The following is a 20,302-nucleotide window of genomic DNA, read 5'->3' as shown; positions in this document are numbered from 1 at the left end:
GACTTTGCCGTCTCGGGCTCGTTGCGGGGTCTCAGCCGTTACCGTCCTCCTATGCGAAAGACTGTGCTCGTGCTTGCGATGGTCATGGCGTGGATTGTCGCGGGAGCACTCCCGGCCGGTGCGGCACCCGGTGACGATCCTTCGTGGTCGGGTGATTATTCGCTGATGCGGTTCGCGGCGAGCAAGACCGGCACGAGCGCAGCGGCGTCGCAGCGAGAACCGGATTTCTCCAACGTCTACACCTTCGCCACCGATTGCGTCGACGGAGACTGTGTTGCCTCCGTCGTCGCCGGTCCACCCCCGGCGAACGAGTCCCTCCAGAACCGCCCGATCGACTACGTCTGGGACGGAACGAGTTGGGTGCACACCTACGACTGGGTGTGGGACTGCTGGAAGGGTGAAGGAAATCCCAAGGAGTACAACGACGCGCACTCGGTGGCCTACTACACCCCGCAGCCCGATGGCAGCTTCGAGGGCGTGTGGACGACCACGATCTACGGCGGCTACTGCGACGGCACCGTCGTCATGGATGTTGCTGCATATCCTGTCTCGCCGCTGCCCGTCCTGCCGCCGATATTCGGCAGTAGCTGACCGACTGAGAACGCGTCCGTCGAATCATTCGTGATGGCAGACGGCCTCGAGGTCGATGCCGTTGAGATCGCGGACGAATGATCCGTAGTACGAGGCGTGGTATTCCGGCTGCAGCCCTGGAGGCCTGAGCTCGATCGCTCCTGCCGAGAGTGCCGCGGCGTGGAAGGCATCGACGGTGGCGCGATCCGGGGCGCTGAAGGCGAGATGGGTGTGCGGTCCGATGGCCGAACCCGGTGCGTCGACGATCCAGAAGAAGGGCTTCACCTGCGCCCAGCCGAACGCGATCATGGCGAGTTGGTTCGCCTCGGGGGTGTGCGGTACCCGCATGATCTCGCTGATCCCCAGTGGTTTCAGTACAGCACCGTAGAACTCGGCGCTGGCGGCAAGATCGGCGACGCCGATGTTGAGGTGGTCGATTTGGGAGCCTGTGCGGTCGGTGTTCGTCATGCGTTCGAGTTTTGCCGTGATTGCGGACGATTCAGGTCCTGAATCGAATGGAAATTTCGTGTTCATGTGCCCTTTCGATCGACGACGCGCACGGTTCGTTCGGGCGCGACAGCCTCGGAGGATGGTGAGACGGGGTAACGAGATACGGTTCGGTCAGGACATCTCCATGCGAGCGGGGGCCACACGTCGGCAGTTTCTGACGTGGAGTGCGCTGGTGGGGGCGTTGGCGTTCACTCCGGGACTCGCGGGAACCACGGCGCAGGCCCAGTCCGTGGTGACGCCCGATTACCCGTTCCGCCTCGGCGTGGCATCCGGCGATCCACTGCCCGATTCGGTGGTGCTGTGGACCAGACTCGCCACCGATCCCTTTGCGCCACTGGGCGGAATGACGCCTGGCGTCGTGCCGGTGCGGTGGCAGATCGCCGCGGATGAGCGATTCGCGAACATCACCCGCGAGGGCGTCGAGCTTGCCACCGAGTTCGACGGCTGGTCGATTCATGTCGACGTCCGAGGGCTGGAGCCCGCTCGCGAATACTTCTATCGCTTTCTCGTCGGACCGCACTCCAGCTCGGTCGGCCGCACCAAAACTGCACCGGCAGTGGGGCAGCCGCTGAGCAGGCTCGATTTCGCCTGGGCGTCGTGCCAGAAATGGGAGGACGGGTACTTCGGCGCATACCAGGACCTGGCGGCGTCGAATCTCGATGTGGTGTTCTTTCTGGGCGACTACATCTACGAGTACGCGATCAAGGACGAGGGTGCTCGCAAGGGTGAGCCGCGTACCGAGTCGGCTTCCCGAGAAACCATGGTGCTCAGCGACTATCGAGACCGGTATGCGTTGTACAAGGCGGACGAGAACCTCGCCGCGGCGCATGCGTCGGCACCGTTCGTCTCGACGTTCGACGATCACGAGGTGGACAACAACTGGGCCTCGCAGATCAGTCAGGACGACGACGATCCGCGAGAGTTTCTGTTGCGCAGGGCCGATGCGTTCAAGGCGTGGTGGGAGAACACTCCGGTGCGGGTGAATCTGAAGCCCGTCGGACCGGACATGACGGTCTATCGACGGTTCTCGTTCGGTGATCTGGTGGACTTCTCGGTGCTGGACACGCGGCAGTACCGCAGCGATCAGGCGCACGGTGACGGCGAGCATGCGCAGGACGCGGAGACGGCCGATCCGTCGCGCACCATAACCGGTGCAGCGCAGGAGAAGTGGATTCTCGACGGGTTCGCATCACCGTCGACGTGGAACTTCCTGGCGCATCAGACGGTCATCTCGGACTTGGCTCGTGGGCTCGGTAGCGATCGCAAGGTCGGGATGGATCCGTGGAGCGGATACGAGGCGTCTCGGCACCGAATTCTGGACGGGGCCAGGGATCGTGGCACGAAGAACGTCGCGTCGATCGTCGGCGACATTCACCGCACCATCGTGTCGGAATTGCGACGCGACTACCAGGATCAGGTGTCGCCGATCCAAGGTGTGGAGATCGCGGCCACGTCGATCGCGTCGGGCAAGGACGGGGCCGATGTCGACGCCGCCGGGGCGGCTATCGCCGAGGCCTCACCGCACGTCAAGTACGGCAATGCTCGTCGCGGCTATCTCCGCAGCACGCTGACGAACACCGAATGGCATTCGGAAGTGAGGGTTCTCGATGCGGTGTCGACGCCGGGCAAGCCGGTGCGCACCGCCGCAACCGTCACCGTCCCGGAAGGCCGCCCCAAGATTCAGCTGGGTTGACGCCTACGGTCACTGACGGATGGCGAACATCGGCATCGCCAGGCCGAGCAGCATCACGGTGAACAGGAACCATGCCGCGCCCTGCCAGATCGGCCACGTGCCACCGGCTCGGTAGGACTTGTATCCCAACGTCAGAGCTCCGATCCCGCCGAGGAAGCACACCGCGGGCACCGACGCGGCCAACACAGGACTGGAGCGGTCGACGACCAGGAACACCGCGGTCAGGGCGGCAGCCACCGCCACCACACCTGCGCAGTATCCCGCAGCCTTACGAAGGGCACCGGGGTCGTTCCAGCGCTTTTCGACGTCGCGATCGGCGATGGTGCGTTCGGTCGGGTCGTTGACGGGCATATCTGTGGGCTACCCGTTCGGCGCGGGTCTACCCACTTCGGACGGTCAGCGACCGTCGGCGATGATCTGCGCGACGTTGCGTTCGGCCAATGCGGTGATGGTGAGCGACGGGTTGGCGGCTCCGGTGCTACCGGGGATCAGGGCACCGTCGACGACGTAGAGCCCGGGGTGACCCTTCACCCGCCCGTGGTTGTCGGTGGCGTCGCCCAGTACCGCGCCGCCGAGTGGGTGGGCGGTGAAGGTGTCGTCGACGTCGCGGGTGAACGGTTCGGCTGCGACGACGGTACCGCCGGCCTGAGCCATCCGATTCTGCACTGCGCGTAGGGCTTCCACGGTGTCGCGGCTGCCACCCTTCGGCCAGTTGAGGGTCAATGCGTCTGTGGCGGAATCGAATCCGAAGTTTCCACGCAGGGGGTCGATGGTCATACCGAGGGAGCCGATGAAACCGAGATTCACCGGAACGCCCGGCACGTACCAGTTCTCGACGGTCAGTGGCAGTCCTGAGTCGTCGACGATGCGGGATGCGCACGGCGCACCCTGCGGTCCGGCCGACATCGGCCCCAGCGACCGCGTCATCGACGCGTCGCCGTTGGTGCCCCATCCGGTGCCGACGAATTCGTTGAGGTTCGCCAGCGCACCGGTGCTGCGGGCGCGCATCAGCAGCTCGGTGGTGCCGATGGACCCCGCTCCGAGGACGAGGGTGTCGCAGGTGAGCGTGCGTGTCTCGAGTACGGTGCCGAACGGGTCGAGGCGTTCGATCTCGACGCGGTAGCGGCCGCCGGATTCGGTGCCGATCGCCGCGACGCGATGGCTGTGACATACCGTCGCGTTGCCGGTGGCCTCGGCCTGGGGGATGTAGTTCTGGGTCAGGTCGTGCTTGGCGCCGTTGGAGTTGCCGAAGGTGCTCGCGCCGACGGTCGCGGACGGCCTGGAGCGACCGCCGATCTCGTCGCGGACGACGTTCCAGTTCCAGTTGCCGTCCACTGCCTGCGGGGTGAAGCCGGCCCGCCTGGCGTGGTCGTCCCACGTGCGTGAGTGTGCGAAGTTCGGGCTGTTGTAGATGTCCTCGGGCATCGCCGACGGCCGGAGCATCGAGCGCGCCTTGGGGTACCAGGTGGCGGCCATCTCGTCGTAGTTCAGTCGTCCGCCGAAGGAGAGGTCGAAGAACTTCTTGTCGGGGGCGATGGTGACGCCGGTGTAGACGATCGAGCCGCCGCCGACGGCAGCGCCGCGCCAGACGGAGAGGTTCTCGTAGCGGGTGGTGTCGAGGACGCCGCCGAACAGGTCGACCGGCCCGACGGGCATGCCGGTGATGTTGGTGAACGAGCTCTGCTGCCACAGTCCGCGTCCGTCGGCGGTCATGTCGGCGGTGAAGATCTCGCGCCATGGATCACGTGGCCAGCGCAGTCCGCGTTCGAGGACGGTGACCTGGGTGCCGGCCTGAGCCATGCGGAGGGCGGCGGCGCTGGCACCGAATCCGGAGCCGATGACGATCACGGGTGAGTGGTCCGGTGGGCGCGGGGGGTCGGCGAACAGCTCGGGAACCAGTGCTCGGATGCGTTCGGCACCGATCGGCAGCGCGCCTGCGGTGGCGGAGCCCGGCGTTCCGGCCGAGTTCAGGACCGGAGCGGCGGCAGCGCCGAGCATTCCGGCAGCGGCCAACCGCAGCAGTTGCCTTCGGTTCACGGAAAGTCCCCCTACTTGACTCACGGACAGCGTTGTCGATTCTGTCGTGTTTGCGGCGAGAAAGCGAACAGTTCGGTCGGTCTCGAAGACGCTTCCCAGGTCGGCCTCAGGTTTGCCTGTAAGACTTCCGCTCATGGTTTCGGCATCGTTGGCCCTGTTACTGCTCTTCGCAGCGGTAATCGGCATCGTGGCGCACCTCGTCGACGCGCGGGGGCAGGCGATGCTCGTTGCCGCGTCTTTGGCACATGTCCTCATGCTCGCCGCGGTGCCCGGCACTGCACTCGCGGCCGTGGCGTTCGGGTGGTGGGGGCTGGCTGCGGGGGCCGCTGTACTGACGGGTGCCATCGCAACGCAGCTGCCGCTGCAGAGGCACCGTCCACTACACAGGCACCGCTCCCGGACGACGACCGAGGCACCGACTCTGACGGTCCTGCACGCCAACATCTGGCTGGGACAGGCCGATCTCGACGCGTTGGTTGCGCTGGTCGAGCAACATCGACCGGACGTGCTCACTCTCGTAGAACTGACGCCCGAGGCCGAGGCCCGTCTTCGCCCGAGACTGTCCGGCTCGTTGCCGCACGCGTATGTCAGCGCCGCCCCCGGAGGCGAAGGCACCGGCATCTACAGCCGTTTCCCGCTCGTCGACGAGCAGCGGCACGACGGTTTTGTGACCGAATTGCTCTCTGCACGGGTGGAGATGCCGGGTCGGCCTCTGGTGTTCGCGGTCCACCCGGTGCCGCCGTGGCCGCGGGAGCCGTCCGAATGGGTTCGCGAGCTCGCGCTGCTGCGTCAACTATTGGCCAAGATCCCCGTCGACGACGGTCCCGTGGTGGTGGCCGGCGACTTCAACGCGACGCAGGATCATCGGCGGTACCGAGATCTACAGGACGGCCGGTTCGTCGATGCCGCGGTGGCCACCGGGGCCGGGATGCTCAGGACGTATCCGGCGCACACCTGGTACCCACCCGTCATCGCCATCGACCATGTTCTGGTGGCGGACATGGCGGTTCGATCGGTCGAGCCGGTGACGGTCACCGGTTCCGACCACCGCGGCATCCTGGCCCGGCTTGCCTTCGGTCCCCACTAGGGCTGCGCGGGCAACTGCTGCACCGACCACTTGTTTCCGTCGGGGTCGGCGAAGTACACGAACGTGCCCCAGCCCTCGTCCTTGGGCGGATCGATGGTCAGACCCGACGAGGTGAGGTGCTCGTAGGCCTCCTGGATGTTGTCCACGACCATCAGAATCCCGGCTCCCTTGCCCGGCTCGGCGTCGGTGATGCCCTCGCCGATCGCGATGGAGCACGCCGAACCCGGGGGAGTGAGCTGGACGTACCGGATGCCGTCCCAGGGGCGGGCGTCGTGGTCGGCCTCGAAGCCGATCGAGGTGTAGAAGTCCTTGGCGCGGTCCACATCGGTGACGGCGAGGGTGACGAGTTCGATCTTCATGGTGAGGTTCATGGAGCAATGGTGAGCGCCTTTGCGGACACAGTCGGTCCGCTATCACCGAACGCTTCGAGAAATATGCCCGACGCCTCGTCGGTTGACATATCCGTGTTGTTCTCACTGCTCGACAGATCCCGCACTCGATCCGGAATGGACGACGCCTCGGCGCTGCGGCATACCGTCGAACGAGCGGTACATGCGGAGAAGATCGGGCTGCACCGGTTCTGGGTGGCCGAGCATCACGGTGTTCCCGGTATCGCGTCGGGCGCGCCCGCGGTACTTGCTGCGGCGGTGGCGTCGCGCACCTCGCGCATTCGCGTCGGATCCGGCGGGGTGATGCTGCCCAATCATCAGCCCCTGATCGTGGCCGAGCAGTTCCTGATGTTGGAGTCCCTCTTTCCGGGCCGAATCGACCTCGGAGTCGGCCGCTCCCTCGGATTCACCGAACCGGTCCGCGCAGCATTGCGCCGAGACCGTGACGCGCCCGACACGTTCGAGTCCGACATCGCCGAATTGCGTTCGTATCTGGACGGTTCGGCACCGGTGACGGCCCGCCCTGCCACCGCTGCTCCACCGGTGTTCGTCCTCGCCACCGGAGCCGGTCTCGAGGTGGCCGCTCGCGCCGGGCTTCCGGTGGTCGTCGGTGGACCGGTGCTGCAGAAGGATCATCCGTTGGCGATGTATCGCAAGCACTTTAGGCCCACGCTCTCGAATCCCGAACCGTACGTGATCATCTCGCTCGACGTGACGATCGCAGCCGACGCCGAGGATGCACGTAGGTTGGCCGTCCCGGAGGCATGGGCGATGGCCAGGTCCAGACGCGAGGGCGAGTTTCCAGCTCTGGAGCGAGCGTCTGTGATTGATCAATCGCAGTGGACGCCGCAGACACGGAACCGAATCGAGGCGTCGTTGGCGTCTAGCATCCTCGGCACGACCGGGCAGGTCCGTTCTCGGTTGGAGGAGGTGATCGAGCGCACCAACGCGAACGAGATCATGGCCTCGACGTCCACGTACGATCGCGCCGAATTGTTCGACGCCGATGCCGCGTTCGCTCAGCTCGCAGGGGTGGCGGGCTGAACAGGTGCTGTCGCAGCCAGGGCTGCTACGAGGTCGCGCTGGATGTCGGTGGCGGCCACGGTCGCGTCGACGACGGCCGAGACCGGGAGCCGCAGCCTGCGGTCGGCCTCGGTGCGGAAGACCAGGCCGGTCTTGGGGGTGCTGTCGGCGGTGCTGGCGTACAGGATGGACCAGCACTGCGGGTTCTTGAGGAGTTCGGCGCTGGCGGTGTGATCCGACGCCACGGGTGGGCCGAAGCTCAATGGCAGCCCGCTGCGCTTCATCTCGCGTTCGATCACCCGGTGCAGCAGGATCTGCTCGCTCCGTTTGGGAAGTAGCAGGGGGTAGCCGGCGAGCTGGCTCAGGCTCGGGTTGTCCTCACCCGCCAGAGGATGACCCTCGGGAAGAACGACGACGAGATCCTCGGTCCACAGCTCGGTCACATGGAGACCGGAGCGTTCGACGCTACCGCGGATCAGCGCCACCTGGCAGTCGCCGGATGTCACCGCTTCGATCTGTTCTGCGAATCGTTTCAGCACGAAGTCGATCTCGGCGTCGGGATGGCGCTCGCGGACCGCGACGATGGCGGAGATTGCGTTGGCCGCGAACGTCATGTTTCCGGTCAGGCGCAGCTGATTCCGCTTGCGCGTCGTCAGCGCCAGGGCGGCCTGCTCGAGCTCCACCATGTGCCGGGCGATGGAAACCAATTGTGCTCCGACAACGGTCAATCGAACGGTACGAGAGGTCCGCTCGAACAGCGGCTCACCGATTTCTCGTTCCAGCTTGGAGATCTGCAGACTGATCGCCGATTGCGAGACGTAGCAGCGTTCGGCAGCGCGCGAGAAGTTCAGTTCCTCGCCGACCGCGAGGAAGTACTTCAGCTGCCGCAGTTCCATGTAGCCATCCAATCATGAGTTCTGCTCATAGATGCTATTTCAACTTCCGCGTTGATAGAGCATCGCGGTCGGAGTTTCATGGAGGTAGTTCTTCGTAGAGGAAAAGACTCGAGCCGAAAAGGAAAGTGCTGTGCAAACGTACGACGTCGTCATCGTGGGATCGGGATTCGGAGCATTGGCTGCCGCCAAGTCTCTGGGCAAGGCCGGTGTGACGTTCTCGCTGATCTCCAGCACCACCGAACACCTCTTTCAGCCGCTGCTCTATCAGGCCGCCACCGGAATGCTCTCGACCGGTGAGATCGCCCCTCCGATCAGGCGCATCCTCTCTCAGTACGAGTCGGCCGACGTGCGTCTCGGACGCGTCGTCGATGTCGATCCCGATGCTCACCAGGTCACCTACATCGGTGCCGGACAGAGCCACACCATCGGCTTCGGTCGATTGATCGTCGCCACGGGTGCCACGCAGGCGTACTTCGGACGCGACGAGTTCAAGGACCGCACGTTCGCGCTCAAAACCGTCGACGACGCGATCGCTCTGCGTGAGCAGATCCTGAGTTGCTACGAAACTGCGCACCTGACAACCGATTCGGCTGCTCGCAAGGAATTGCTGAGCTTCGTCGTTGTCGGTGCAGGCGCGACGGGTGTCGAATTGGCCGGCCAGATCAGGGATCTCGCGCACCGCTATTTCGCCGGCTCGTTCCCTGACATCGACCCGAGCGACGTCACGGTCACTCTCGTGGACGGAGTCAAGGAAGTTCTGCCCGCGTTCGGCGGCAAGCTCAGCGCGTACGCCCGCACGAAGCTCGAGAAGTCCGGCGTCGACGTCGTCACCGGAGCCATGGTCACCGACATCGCCGACGACGTCGTCACGGTGCAGGATGTCGACACCAAGACCTCGCGTACCTACCCGGCCAAGACTGTCATCTGGTCGGCAGGCGTTCAGGCCAGCGATCTCGCGGCCACGATCGCCGAGCGCACCGGGTGCGAGACCGACCGTGCCGGACGCCTTCTCGTCCACGACGATCTGACGGTCGGCTCGGCCGAGGACATCTACGCGATCGGCGACGTGACGTCGCTGCACAAGCTCCCCGGTCAGTCGCCGGTGGCGATGCAGCAGGGCAGGCACGTGGCGAAGATGATCATCGGAAAGGTCGACGCGGGAACACCGTTCGAGTACACCGACAAGGGCAGCATGTCGATCGTCGGCCGGTTCAGTGCGGTGGCGCGACTGTTCGGCAAGGTCGACATGTCGGGCCCGATCGCCTGGCTCATGTGGCTCGCGGTGCACCTGATGTACCTGGTCGGCTTCCGGAACCGCTATGTCGCAGTGGTGTCGTGGATGACCTCGTACATCGGCGACAAGCGACCGCACTTCCAGTACACCGACCACTCTGCCTCGCTGGTCGAGCGCGCCGATGAGACTGCCGATGACGAGGAGCGAAAAGCAGCCTAGCTCTACCGGCTGCTCACGAGGCCGTTGCGGTAGGCCCAGATCACCACGTGCACTCGGGTTTTGACGTCGAGTTTGCGGCAGATGTTACCGATGTGGGTCTTCACCGTGCTCTGTTCGAGTTGCAGTTCCCGCGCGATCTCGTTGTTGCCCAGGCCCTGCGCCAGTAGTTGCACCACTTCCATTTCTCGCAGACTCAGGTCGTGTTGCGGGGCAACGGGAGTGGTTCGACTCGGCGCGCCGCGGCGGGCGAACTCGGTCATCAGGCGCGGGGTCAGGCGAGGAGAGAGTACCGCCCCGCCGCCGGCGACGGTGACCACCGCGTCGGCGAGTTCGTCGGGATCGGTGTCCTTGAGCAGGAAGCCCGACGCCCCGGCGTCGAGGGCGGCGAACACGTACTCGTCGAGGTCGAACGTGGTGACGACGATGACGCGAACGCTGTCGAACTGCGCCAGTATCTCTCGCGTTGCGGTCAGTCCGTCACCGTTCGGCATTCTGATGTCCATCAGTACGACGTCCGGTTTCAGGGTCGATACCTGTTGTACAGCATGTCTTCCCGAGTGCGCGTGCCCGAGAACCTCGATGTCGGGATGGCCCGCCAGGAACAGCTCGAACCCCTGTCGAACCACGGGCTGATCGTCCGCGATCAGAACGGTGATCATGCCGGCACCTCCTGCGCCCGAGAGATCTTTCCGCCGACGGGCAATCGAGCGTGCACGGTCCACGTCGTTCGGTCGTCGGAAAAGCCGGCGTCGAGGGTCCCGCCGAGTAGAGCGGCCCGCTCCCGCATTCCCGGAATACCGAATCCCTGTCCTGTGGACTCGCGCTGCTCTGTCCCGTCCGACGGCATCGTGTTGGTGACGGTTACCTCGACGGCCGACGAACCCACGGTCACCTGCACGCGCACAACGCAGTTCGGCGCATGGACTCGGGCATTGGACAACGCTTCCTGAACGACGCGATAGCACGTCAGCTGCACGGCGCTGTCGGTATCGTCACTGTCTGCCACGATGCTCGTCTCGACGCGCTCGAACGAGATTCGAGACTGTTCGATCAGCTCGGCGATATCGGAGATCATCGGTTGCGGTGCAGTGGCGGTGTCGAAGCCGAGGTCGGTGTTGAAGCTGTAGGCCGTGTCGCTCGGTCGCAGGATGCCGACGATCTGGCGCAGGCTGTCGAGGGTGCGCTGGCCGTGTCCGATTGCGCCGGTCAGTAGTTCGCGTGCCTGCTCGGGGTTGCTCGGGATGAGGGTCTTCGATGCTTTGGCTTGGATGAGCATGCCGGTCAGGTGGTGAGCCGCGACGTCGTGGAGTTCGCGTGCCATGGCTTTTCTCTCGTTGTCCAGCGCCGCGTCGAGCTGCTGGCGGTGTTCGATCTCGGCTCGGCGGAGGGCGGCCTCGCTCTCGAGCTCCTGGGCTCTGTTCCGTGCGATGTACTTACCCAGAGCGATGAGCACCGTGTAGTTGATGGCGAGGTTCACGACCTGCTCGGCCACCACCCCGATCGTGCCACCGGGTCCGGCTGCGGCATCAGGAAAGGACAGACGGGTGTCGACGCTGACCGCGATTTCGAGGATGAGGCCGACGGCGAGGGGAGCGAACAGGCGTGGCCCGGTCACTCGAATTGCCAACGCGGCGATCGCAAACCAGTACAGCGGAGTGAATCCGAGAGTGCGGTCCGGCAGAACCAGAATCAGCGCGACGCTGATCGCAACCACCGACAGGTACGACACGACGGGAAACGATCGGCGCACACACGTCGCGACGGTCATCGCCAGCAGGGCAGCGATACCCACTGCGATCAGGGTCGGGCTGCGGACGAGTTCGTCTCTGGTGTCACCGACCATGCCGGTGGAGAGTTGGAATCCGGCGTAGACGAGCGTGGCCAGGAGCATTTCGAGCGGCAGCACCACGGGATTTCGCGGTCGCCATGCGGGTCGAAACCTGCGCAGTGTCCTGGAACCACCCACCATCAGAGTCGACTCCGTTCTCCTGCCGCGTCTTTCGAGCTCGAGTTCTGCTTGCCGGCTACCCACAACGGTCCGGTGACGAACCAGAAGAACGTGATGACGCCGAGTGGCTGGATCACGGTCTTCAGTGCCGCTGCCTGCTCCGAGTCTGCCACGGTGTATGCGAGGCCGTAGGTGATCACCAGTGCGATAGTGGCGGCGACCAGCCACTTCACGAATCCGCGGATCTCGTTGCGGTAGGCCTGCGGACCGGTCTTCGGGGCCTTGACCGGTGCGGGTCCACCGGCGAATCGGTGCGCGAAGCGTACGTCGAGCCAGGCGACGGTGGAGTGCGCGAACACGACGGTCCAGCCGAGGTAGATGCCGGCGAGGCGGTGAGCGAATTCGACGTCTCCGCCCCGGTGCAGATCGAGCGCCACCGCCGCAATCAAGACGAGGTCGAGGACCGGGAGCAGGGCGAACGTGATGGTGCTGGCGCGTCGCATGCGTGCCAGGTAGCGCAGGCACAGGCCGCCGATCACCAGAGCCCAGAAGCCGACCTCGCAGATCGCGATCGTGAGCAGAATCGGATTGTCCATGGACCCGATTTCACCGCAGTCGGCGTGCACGCGATACCCCCGCGGAGGCGTCGTAGCTGGTGGTTCGGCCGAAGGTACGATGCTGCGCTCCACCGAAAGTCGTAGCCGATCGCGCTACTGTGGAAGTACGCATACAGGACATACGAAACAGGGAGTCCGCCATGGCAGGCAAGAAGATCGACAGAGTGCATGCACAGTCCGCGCTGGAGACGGTTCGAGAGAATCCCGGCATCGCGTTGATCGCCGCTGCGCCCGCGTTGGTGGTACTGGCGCTGGTGTGGTGGCTGCTCGGGTTCCCCGCAGCACTGATCCTGTTGATTGCAGCAGGCGGTGCCGGCTACCTGTACCTCAGGAACCGCTGACTACTGATCGGCGCGCGGGATGCAGAACTCGGTGATCGTGGCCGAGCTTGCTGCGAGCTCTGCCCACGACTTCTCCGTGGTGAGCACGGCGATTGCCGAGGTGGGGAAGCGGTGACGAACCTCGCGGGCCACGTCGGTGTCGTCGTCTGCCGCCAATTCGAGTGCGGTCCAGGGAATTCCGGGTTCATGTCCGACGATTAGCAGTGCCGAGACGGTCACGTCGTCGAAGTACGTGTCCGCAAGGCGGATCTCGTCGATGATCTCGTCGGCGGATCCGCCGTAGATGTCTCGCTCGAAGCGGGTGGGAGCGTCGCCCAGGCCGGTAGCGGCCAGCGTTTCGCGGGTGCGCAGGGCCGTCGAGCAGAGCACTGCATCGACGCGGCCGACGTGTTCGGTGATCCAGGCTCCGGCGACTGCCGCCTCGCGTTGGCCGCGCGGCGCCAGGGGTCGTTCGTGATCCGGCACTCCGTCGGGGTAGCCGGATTTTCCGTGCCGCATGAGCACGAGGGTCCTAGTTGTCGCCATGCCGTCCACCGTAAACGGTCACGGCGGCGGGGTCGGCCAGAACGTTCACCGGTTCCGGGAAGACGAACTTGCGCATCGCCCACCAACGGAATGCGGTTGCCAGCAACGTGCCGATGATGGAGCCGCTGACGAAGTCGGCGATGTTTTCGGTGAGGAAGGACACGTTCGGCGACCGCAGATCCAGCATGTAGCTCGACACCCAGAGCGGTAGCTGGTTGATTGCCAGGCCGGTTCCGGCGACGGCGAAGAACAGCGCTGCCTCGTGGTGACGACGTCGCCCGCCTCGCGCTGTGAACGACCATTCCCGGTTGAGGATGTACGACACGATCGTCGCGATCAGCACGGCCAGAACGTTCGCTGTCACCGGCTTGTCCTGCAGGATCGTCCACTTCAGGCCGAAGAACAGTACGACGGTGACGACGAAGGTGATTGCTCCGACGATGAGGAACTTGAGGGCCTCGGCGTGCTTGACGAGGGGCTCGAGCCAGCGCTCGGGAACGCGGTCGGTGAGGCGGTCGGACACATGCATCCCATCGACGTTACCTCGAGTAACGGATCCGGCCAGACGACGAACGATAGGCTCGCATCGATATGACTGGTGCCAGGCTGTCCGTTCTCGTCGTCTTCTTCGTCAACGGCGCGGTGTTCGCGAACTGGGCTCCCCGCATTCCGGAGATTCAGAACTCACTGTCGATCGACGTCGCAACGCTCGGCCTCGCCTTGACCGGTGTCGGGCTCGGCGGGCTGGCGGCAGCCCCCGTCGCCGCTGCTTCGGTCCGACGGTTCGGCAGTCGATGGACCATTCTCGCCTCGGGGTTGCTGTTGTGCGCGGCCTTCGTCCTGCCCGCGGTCGCAGTGTCGTGGTGGACGCTGCTGGCGGCGCTGGTACTGCTCGGCGGAGCCGATGCGGTGATGGACATTTCGATGAATGCGCAGGGCGTCCTTGTCGAGGAACGAGCGGGGAAGTCGCTGCTGAGCGGCTTCCATGCCGCCTGGAGCGTCGGTGCCGTCGTCGGGGGAGTGACCGGCGCGGCCGCGGCCGGCGTCCGGATGCCGGTGGCGGCGCACTTCGGTCTGGTCGCGGTAGTGCTGGTGCTCGTTCTTGCTGCCGTCGGACGGGGTCTGGTGGGTCCGGAATCGGTGGCACTCGACGATCACGAGGACCCAGCATCCGGCCCCGTTCTTGTGCGCCCGACCGCAGCACTGGCCCTGCTGGGGGCCGTGGTGCTGCTCGCCGGGCTGATGGAGGACTTTCCGCAGTCGTGGAGCGCGGTCTACATGACGACCGAAGAGGGCGCGGGCCCGGGTTCGGCCGGTATGGCGTTCGTTGCGTTCTCGGCCGCGATGCTGATCGGTCGGTTGATCGGAGACCGGGTCGTCGACCGGTTCGGCCCGTCGACGGTGCTCAGCGGAGGCGCGTCACTGGTGGCCGTGGCGTTTCTCGTCATCCTGGGACTATCGGTTCTGACCGCGGATCTACCGGTCCTGGTCATCGGGGCGTTCGCGGTTGCGGGCCTCGGCGCGAGCCCACTGTTTCCCATCGTCTTCAGCCTGGCCGGGCGGCTTCCCGGTGTGTCCTCGGCGGCGGCCATCTCGATCGTGTCGCTGGTGTCCCGGATCGGATTTCTCGTGGCACCCTTGGCCGTCGGTCGCGTCGTGGATGCGTCGGGCTTCGGATCGGTGTTGGGTGCCATTGCCGCGGCGGGCGTCGTCGTCGCGGTGATCGGGTGGTACTACGGCCGCAGATTCCCTGTCGACTCGACTCAGGACCGCGGCTCCAGGTAAGTGCGCAACAACCGACGTACCTCCTCGGTCGCGAGTTGCTCGGGATACGTCACCGCCTGCAGCGTCAGGCCGTCGATGTAGGTATGCAGTTCGGCCGCTGCGTGTTCGTCCTCTGCGCGGTCGAATGTGAATGCGGGAGAGTTCGGGCGGTCGAGATCGTGCAGGTGCGCCCACGCGAGCCGGCACAGGTACCGACTGCCGAACCACCCGGCCGTCTTGAGGGCGGCAAGTCGCTCGTTGAATCTGGCACGCACGATCGCTTCCAACCACACCGACGCCTCAGCGCGGCGATCCTCGTCGAGGGGTAGCAACTCCTCGAGGACGCGGATCGCTCGCGTCGGTCCGTCACCATCGGCCGGGTGCGCCTCCAACCGATGTACGACGCGTTGCGTCATGGCCTCGGCCGCGAACAGCACCAGTTCTCCTTGGTCGGAGAAGTAGTACCGCAGTGATCCGGGGGAGACGCCTGCCTCGGCGGCGACGCTGCGAACCGTCGCCCCGTCCATTCCCGATCGCTCGATGACGCGCCACACGGCGGCGACGATCTCCGCCCGGCGTGCGTCGTGGTCGACGATCTTCGGCATCGGTCTGTTCTAGCACGAGGACATCTTTTTCACACAGATGTGTTGAAATCCTGTTACGGTACAGCTGTGTTAATTAAGTTGGTGGGGCTCGCGCTGATGGACAGCATCGGCGTCGGGACTTTGGCGGTTCCGCTGTGGATGATGCTGCGGCCGTCGTTTCGGGTGCGTGTCGTTCTGCTGCATCTGGGCGTGTTGGGGCTGGTCTACTTCGGGGTCGGTGTCGCCTTGTGGGCGGCCACCGATGGCCTGAGCGGCGCGATTCCTGGTGACGCGTGGACTCGATTGGCGGTGGGTCTTGTGGTTCTGGTCATGGGCCTGGTCTGTGAGCGTCGGCGGCGGGACCCGAGCAGTGCGTGGTGGGCGCGGCCCCCGAGAAGCGTTCGCGGTGTGGTCCTGCTCGCCGTCGCTGTGGGCGCGGTGGAAGTGGCGACGATGCTGCCCTACTTCGCGGCGATCGATGCGGTCGTCGAGTCCGGCCTGGGGTGGGGGTTCTCGGTGCTACTGCTCGCGGGGTACGTGCTCGTGACGCTCTCACCCGCTCTCGTCCTGCTCATCGCCAGAGTGTTTGCGCAGGAATATGTTTCGTCGCTCACGCCAACTCTGCTCCGGCGCGTGGATCACTGGAGTGGGGACGTGTCGGCGACGGTGTTGCTCGTGGTGGGCGCGCTACTGGCCGCGGATGCGGCAATCGAACTGAACCTGGTCTGACCCAATTGTGGTCCGAATCGATGAAAGGGAAACGATGAAAGCAAGGAATGCGCGCAGCATCGTCGTGATTGTCGTCGGAGCTGTGCTGGCGCTGTTCTTCTGGGACCTTCGGTTCTTCTGGTTCCAGGGCGGCCCGATCGGCTGTGTTCTGGTGGTACTCGCGATGGTCGACGTATGGGAATCGCGCCGCGGCACCCCGAGGAAGGGATTGCTTGCGGAACTCCGAGACGACATCGTCGGCGGTGCGAATTCGAGCAACACACCCGAGCGTGGCCCTCGGCCGTGAGTGGCTCTGCCGGCTCGTATCGCCAGGACGGTACTGAATTCTCGGCCCGGGCGTGATAGACAAGCTGTTCGGCGGTGCTGTATCGAGCGGAATGGTGGTGGCCTGGTGACGACCGGTGTCGACGCGGGGCTTGCTGAGCGCTCGCCTCGGCGTGGTCTGACCGCTGCCGGTACCGCCGTCATCGTCCTGGGTTTGGTGGCCGGTTGGGTCGTCGTCTACTTGGTCGGCCTGATGGGTGCGCTGTGGCGTTTCCGTGAGCCCGACGCGCCGGCCCCGATTCTGTCGATAGGGGATCAGTGGGCCGATCTCGCTGTCGGCGCGGCGCAGGTGTTGGTGGGTGCCGTCGCGATCGCCATCGTCTGGTTCGTTCGGCGTCGGAAGCTGCCTACGGTGTGGCCGGCCCGCAGTGGGACCGCGTTCGAGGCTGCGCTCACGTGGTGTGCCGCGATCGGTGCCGCTTCTGCTTCGCTGCTCGTGTTGTCGCGGTTGGACATCGTCCGATTCAGCTTCTCGATCCCGGCCTCGGTCGAGTCCGATTGGCTCGCAGTGGTTTCCGCTCTCGTCGTTGGTCTACGGGAGGAGCCGATCCTGGTCGCGTTGCCGGTGCTGCTGCTCGTCGGCCGAGTCCCGATCTGGGCGATCATGGCGTTGTCGGGCACGATGCGGGGCCTCCTCTACATGTACTTCGGCGGAGGCGGTTTTCTGTGGGCACTGTGCTGGGGTGCCGCGGCGGTCTGGGTGTTCTACCGCTACCGACGACTGTGGGTGTTGATCGCCATCCACGGATTGGTGATGAACATCCAGGTGTTCGATCGCGTGATTCCGTCCGAGAATGCGGCGACAGTTCTGCAGTGGGTCAACATTCTGATCCTGTTCTCGGCGCTGCTGTGGTGGATCACTCCGCGTGCGCTGGAAGCTTTCCTGCCGAACACGGTGGCCGTTCGGTACGGCGATTCGACCGTCGAGACGACTCCGATGGTGGCCGAGGTGGTACTGAACCCCGAGAAGCTCGATCCCGACGAGTCCAGACGAGAACCGCCGGTCAAGCCCTGACCATCCGGGCTTCGAGGCACTCCCAGAGCGGGTCGAACTTCTCGGTGCCGTCCAGCTCGAACCGATGCTTGCGGTAGAACGCCACCGCGCGATGGTTGGCCGCTGCCACCCACAGATATGTGGATGCCTCCCGGTCGATCACGGTGGTCCTGAGTTCTGTCGCGACGCCCGTGCCGTGGTGCTCGGGCACAACGTTCAGTGACCACAGTTCGGTCGGTGCCGGCGGATTTTCGTCGCGTGGTGGGCCGCCGGTGGCGAAACCGACGATGCGTGAATCGCTGGTGTCGACGGCGCATCGGGTGCGCACACCGCGGCTCGACTGCTCGTCGAGGCGGGCGATGATCTGCTCCCATCGTTCGATGCGATCGCGAGGGCGTATCGCATCGAGCTTGGCGCTGTTCATCATTCCCGCGTACGTCGCCTTCCAGATCGCCACGTGCGCTGCGCCCAGCTGCTCCTCGTCGCCCGGGCGGATGTCGCGGATCGTGTAGCTGGCCACCGTTGCAGTTATACCGATACGACTCGAATTGTTCTCGGATTTTCTTGTCGTACCCCTCTCGTATCATCGAATTCATGTTCGATACCGGGGGGTGGGGAGCGGCGGAGACGCCGCCGGTCGATGACTGCATCGCGGGGTTTCTCGACGTCATCGCACTCAACCGTGTCAACGAGAATCTCGCTCGGGCAGCGACCGTGCTCGCCTACAGCGACGTGCTCGAGATGCGCCTCGAGGCAGCCGAAGCTGCCGGTGGAGATCCGGGCGAGACAGTCCGCGGTGCCCTGTGCGATCTGGCCGTGACGATGACCGGAACGCGCCGCGATGCGTCCGTGGTGCACGACGTCGCCGAGCGTCTGCATCGAATGCCGTTGACTGCCTTGCGTTTCGTCACCGGCAGCTTCGACTGGTCGACGGTGGTCACCATCACCTCGGTGCTGCATCGTGCCAGCGACGAGACGATCGCGAAGATCGAGTACGAGGTGTGTGCGGCGGGTGGCCGGATGCGTCCGCAGGCGCTGCGTAATCGGATCTGGCGGCTGTGGATGAAGGCCGACCCGATCGGTGCCGCAGCTGCCCGTGAGACCGCGAAGTCCGAGGAGGTCGGCGTGCGGATCGACCGCACCGGTCCGGGTGGGATCGCGTCGCTCATTGCGAAGATTACAGATCTCGAAGCGGCAGAGGCGGATGCGCTCATCGTCGAGATCGTCGGGACGGTCTGCAAGCGCGACCCACGATCGACGGGCACACTTCGGGCCGCGGGTCTGATGGCGTTGCTGCACGGCGAGCATTCACTGGCGTGCCAGTGCGATCGCGGCGACGACTGCCCGGTGGCAGGCGCTATCGACGACATTCCTCCTCGGCGCGGGCATCTCCTCCAGATCGTGGTGGCTGTGGAGACATTGCTGGGACTGTCCTCGGAGCCTGCAACCCTCCCCGACGGGACGCCCATCGACCCCGAAGTGGCGCGCATCGTTTCCACGGATGCCAAGTGGCAGGCACTGCTGACCGAGCTGGTCGAGATGCTGAAGCCGGAACAGAGAAACACGGGCGACGACGGATCGAACGATGACAGCCGAAACGGTGACAGCCCTGATACCAATGGGCTGGACGGTGGCACCGAAGGCGGCCCTGACGATGGCGGTCCTGACGACGGCGGCCCTGACGACTGCGGTCCTGACGGCGGCGGCCCGGATGGCGATGGCCCTGACGACGGCGGTCCTGACGGGGGCGGCCCGGATGGCGATGACCCGGATAGCGGTGGTCCAGACGACATTGGCCCCGATGGCGGTGGTTCGGGCGGCCGCGGTTCTCCCAACGGCGGCAGCGGCGGCACCACGGGCACCCCTGACGGCCCGGCATCGGAACGCCCCGGCAGTCGCTCGCACTCCGGCCCTGACCAAACCGGCTTCCGCAGCGGCGATGGGCTGGGTATGCAGTCGAGTTCGTTCGGACCGTTCCCTACGGCGGTGCCGTCGTTGTTGCGTCGGGTGGTCGGCATTGGTCGGGTACGAGGTGCCGCCCAGCTTCCGTCCGCGCGTCTCGGGGATGCCCACTGCCTCCCACCTGCAGTCCCGCTACTGGGGGAGGAGTCTGTCCGCGATGGGCTCGTCGCACGGTGGCTTGCATGGATTGCCGAACGGCCCGAGCGTGCTCGCGGCATCTTTCCCGACGGTCATGGCGGCGAGTCCGCTCCGTCGCGGTCTGCGGTGACGTATCGGCCCGGTGCCCGCGTCGCGGCGTTCGTTCGGGCTGCCTATCGCACGTGCACTTTCCCGAACTGCGACGTGCCGGCGGCCCGGTGTCAGATCGATCATCTGGTTCCGTTCGATCACGACGATCCCGAGCGGGGCGGCTGGACGATCGTGACCAACCTTCAGCCGGTGTGCGTGTTCCATCATCAGGCCAAGACCTCGGGGGCGTGGTCGGCGGTGATGCTCGCAGGCGGCGCGATTCTGTGGTCGAACTCGCTCGGTCTACGCAGAGTCACGTTGCCGGAGTTGTCGATCGCGACTCCCCGCGCATCCCGCCGACGGCGAAGGGTCTCGTCGAGGCCGGGAGCGAGCCTGCTCGAACCCACCCGCTGGGAGCTCGAGTACAGCGGGTGTGCACCACCGACTCTGGACGACTGTCGTTCTGCGACAACGGGTATCGACCGAAAGAAGTTGGCGGAGAAGCGACGGTCCTACCTGGAACACTGTCGCGTCGTTCATGCACGCGTTCGATACGACCGCACCCGATACGACCCTCCGCCCTTCTGAACCACACCCGTGCCGGTGTGGCACAGGCCGCTGGCCTGCT

General features: G+C 65.3%; 23 protein-coding genes. 11 read left to right on the top strand and 12 right to left on the bottom strand.

The window, feature by feature from the left end; translation table 11 throughout:
- Positions 1–51 precede the first annotated feature (51 nt).
- Complete coding sequence (locus QM590_RS14080; protein ID WP_269595370.1) at positions 52–591, top strand: Rv2253 family sensor-like surface protein; 540 nt, start codon at positions 52–54, stop codon at positions 589–591.
- Positions 592–615: 24 nt separating this feature from the next.
- Here QM590_RS14080 and QM590_RS14075 read toward each other — a convergent pair whose 3' ends face one another.
- Positions 616–1,038 carry a VOC family protein gene (locus tag QM590_RS14075; RefSeq protein WP_269595369.1) on the bottom strand — a complete coding sequence of 141 codons (423 nt, stop codon included), beginning with the start codon at positions 1,036–1,038 and terminating at the stop codon, positions 616–618.
- Between the two features lie 121 nt (positions 1,039–1,159).
- Here QM590_RS14075 and QM590_RS14070 point away from each other — a divergent pair, with 121 nt between their 5' ends.
- Positions 1,160–2,773, top strand: coding sequence for an alkaline phosphatase D family protein (locus tag QM590_RS14070; RefSeq protein ID WP_269595368.1), 1,614 nt, complete (start codon positions 1,160–1,162; stop codon positions 2,771–2,773).
- A gap of 9 nt (positions 2,774–2,782) precedes the next feature.
- Here QM590_RS14070 and QM590_RS14065 read toward each other — a convergent pair whose 3' ends face one another.
- Both QM590_RS14065 and QM590_RS14060 read right to left on the bottom strand, forming a co-directional pair.
- Positions 2,783–3,124, bottom strand: a complete 342-nt coding sequence (locus QM590_RS14065; RefSeq protein WP_269595367.1) for a hypothetical protein — start codon at positions 3,122–3,124, stop codon at positions 2,783–2,785.
- Between the two features lie 45 nt (positions 3,125–3,169).
- The gene (locus QM590_RS14060; RefSeq protein ID WP_269595366.1) at positions 3,170–4,810 is read right to left on the bottom strand and encodes a GMC oxidoreductase; all 1,641 of its coding nucleotides are present in this window, start codon (positions 4,808–4,810) and stop codon (positions 3,170–3,172) included.
- A gap of 133 nt (positions 4,811–4,943) precedes the next feature.
- Between QM590_RS14060 and QM590_RS14055 the strand changes: the two genes are divergently transcribed.
- Positions 4,944–5,897 (top strand): endonuclease/exonuclease/phosphatase family protein, encoded by a 954-nt coding sequence (locus QM590_RS14055; protein ID WP_269595365.1) that lies wholly within the window; start codon positions 4,944–4,946, stop codon positions 5,895–5,897.
- On the opposite strand, the gene QM590_RS14050 is transcribed toward QM590_RS14055, so the two are convergent.
- Positions 5,894–6,268, bottom strand: coding sequence for a VOC family protein (locus QM590_RS14050; protein WP_269595364.1), 375 nt, complete (start codon positions 6,266–6,268; stop codon positions 5,894–5,896). The two genes, QM590_RS14055 and QM590_RS14050, sit on opposite strands and share 4 nt — an antisense overlap.
- 93 nt (positions 6,269–6,361) lie before the next feature.
- Here QM590_RS14050 and QM590_RS14045 point away from each other — a divergent pair, with 93 nt between their 5' ends.
- A complete protein-coding gene (locus tag QM590_RS14045; protein ID WP_269595363.1) occupies positions 6,362–7,330 on the top strand; it encodes an MsnO8 family LLM class oxidoreductase in 969 nt (322 codons plus the stop codon).
- On the opposite strand, the gene QM590_RS14040 is transcribed toward QM590_RS14045, so the two are convergent.
- Positions 7,306–8,205: a LysR family transcriptional regulator gene (locus tag QM590_RS14040; protein WP_269595362.1), complete on the bottom strand. Its 900-nt coding sequence runs from the start codon at positions 8,203–8,205 to the stop codon at positions 7,306–7,308. The genes QM590_RS14045 and QM590_RS14040 overlap by 25 nt on opposite strands.
- A gap of 130 nt (positions 8,206–8,335) precedes the next feature.
- Here QM590_RS14040 and QM590_RS14035 point away from each other — a divergent pair, with 130 nt between their 5' ends.
- A complete protein-coding gene (locus QM590_RS14035) occupies positions 8,336–9,658 on the top strand; it encodes an NAD(P)/FAD-dependent oxidoreductase (RefSeq protein WP_269595361.1) in 1,323 nt (440 codons plus the stop codon).
- Between the two features lie 2 nt (positions 9,659–9,660).
- Here QM590_RS14035 and QM590_RS14030 read toward each other — a convergent pair whose 3' ends face one another.
- From QM590_RS14030 to QM590_RS14020, 3 genes are all read right to left on the bottom strand, one after another.
- Positions 9,661–10,317, bottom strand: a complete 657-nt coding sequence (locus tag QM590_RS14030; RefSeq protein WP_269595360.1) for a response regulator transcription factor — start codon at positions 10,315–10,317, stop codon at positions 9,661–9,663.
- Positions 10,314–11,564, bottom strand: a complete 1,251-nt coding sequence (locus QM590_RS14025; protein ID WP_269595359.1) for a histidine kinase — start codon at positions 11,562–11,564, stop codon at positions 10,314–10,316. The genes QM590_RS14030 and QM590_RS14025 overlap by 4 nt, the downstream gene beginning before the upstream one ends.
- Positions 11,565–11,626: 62 nt before the next feature.
- Positions 11,627–12,202 (bottom strand): hypothetical protein, encoded by a 576-nt coding sequence (locus QM590_RS14020; protein ID WP_269595358.1) that lies wholly within the window; start codon positions 12,200–12,202, stop codon positions 11,627–11,629.
- 161 nt (positions 12,203–12,363) lie between these two features.
- Between QM590_RS14020 and QM590_RS14015 the strand changes: the two genes are divergently transcribed.
- Complete coding sequence (locus tag QM590_RS14015) at positions 12,364–12,564, top strand: hypothetical protein (RefSeq protein ID WP_068053408.1); 201 nt, start codon at positions 12,364–12,366, stop codon at positions 12,562–12,564.
- Here the strand turns inward: QM590_RS14015 and QM590_RS14010 are convergent, their stop codons facing one another.
- Positions 12,565–13,089: a SixA phosphatase family protein gene (locus QM590_RS14010; protein WP_269595357.1), complete on the bottom strand. Its 525-nt coding sequence runs from the start codon at positions 13,087–13,089 to the stop codon at positions 12,565–12,567.
- A complete protein-coding gene (locus QM590_RS14005) occupies positions 13,076–13,618 on the bottom strand; it encodes a GtrA family protein (protein ID WP_269595356.1) in 543 nt (180 codons plus the stop codon). Before QM590_RS14005 ends, QM590_RS14010 begins: the two co-directional genes overlap by 14 nt.
- A 62-nt stretch (positions 13,619–13,680) precedes the next feature.
- On the opposite strand from QM590_RS14005, the gene QM590_RS14000 reads away from it, so the two are divergent.
- Positions 13,681–14,874: an MFS transporter gene (locus tag QM590_RS14000; RefSeq protein WP_269595355.1), complete on the top strand. Its 1,194-nt coding sequence runs from the start codon at positions 13,681–13,683 to the stop codon at positions 14,872–14,874.
- Here the strand turns inward: QM590_RS14000 and QM590_RS13995 are convergent.
- Entirely contained in the window at positions 14,853–15,458 is a 606-nt protein-coding gene (locus QM590_RS13995; RefSeq protein ID WP_269595354.1) for a TetR/AcrR family transcriptional regulator, read from the bottom strand. The two genes, QM590_RS14000 and QM590_RS13995, sit on opposite strands and share 22 nt — an antisense overlap.
- Before the next feature lie 66 nt (positions 15,459–15,524).
- Here QM590_RS13995 and QM590_RS13990 point away from each other — a divergent pair, with 66 nt between their 5' ends.
- The 3 genes from QM590_RS13990 (at position 15,525) to QM590_RS13980 (ending at position 17,505) form a co-directional block, all read left to right on the top strand.
- Positions 15,525–16,166: a GAP family protein gene (locus tag QM590_RS13990; protein ID WP_269595353.1), complete on the top strand. Its 642-nt coding sequence runs from the start codon at positions 15,525–15,527 to the stop codon at positions 16,164–16,166.
- 34 nt (positions 16,167–16,200) lie between these two features.
- Positions 16,201–16,452, top strand: a complete 252-nt coding sequence (locus QM590_RS13985; RefSeq protein WP_269595352.1) for a hypothetical protein — start codon at positions 16,201–16,203, stop codon at positions 16,450–16,452.
- A 105-nt stretch (positions 16,453–16,557) separates the two neighbouring features.
- On the top strand, positions 16,558–17,505 hold the full coding sequence (locus tag QM590_RS13980) for a CPBP family intramembrane glutamic endopeptidase (RefSeq protein WP_269595351.1): 948 nt from the start codon (positions 16,558–16,560) through the stop codon (positions 17,503–17,505).
- On the opposite strand, the gene QM590_RS13975 is transcribed toward QM590_RS13980, so the two are convergent.
- A complete protein-coding gene (locus QM590_RS13975; protein WP_269595350.1) occupies positions 17,495–18,004 on the bottom strand; it encodes a GNAT family N-acetyltransferase in 510 nt (169 codons plus the stop codon). The two genes, QM590_RS13980 and QM590_RS13975, sit on opposite strands and share 11 nt — an antisense overlap.
- Positions 18,005–18,078: 74 nt before the next feature.
- On the opposite strand from QM590_RS13975, the gene QM590_RS13970 reads away from it, so the two are divergent.
- The gene (locus tag QM590_RS13970; RefSeq protein ID WP_269595349.1) at positions 18,079–20,262 is read left to right on the top strand and encodes an HNH endonuclease signature motif containing protein; all 2,184 of its coding nucleotides are present in this window, start codon (positions 18,079–18,081) and stop codon (positions 20,260–20,262) included.
- Positions 20,263–20,302: the final 40 nt, after the last annotated feature.

The organism is Rhodococcus sp. IEGM 1372 (genome assembly GCF_030056835.1).
GTDB lineage: Bacteria > Actinomycetota > Actinomycetes > Mycobacteriales > Mycobacteriaceae > Rhodococcoides.
This window is presented reverse-complemented; position numbering and strand designations above follow the sequence as displayed.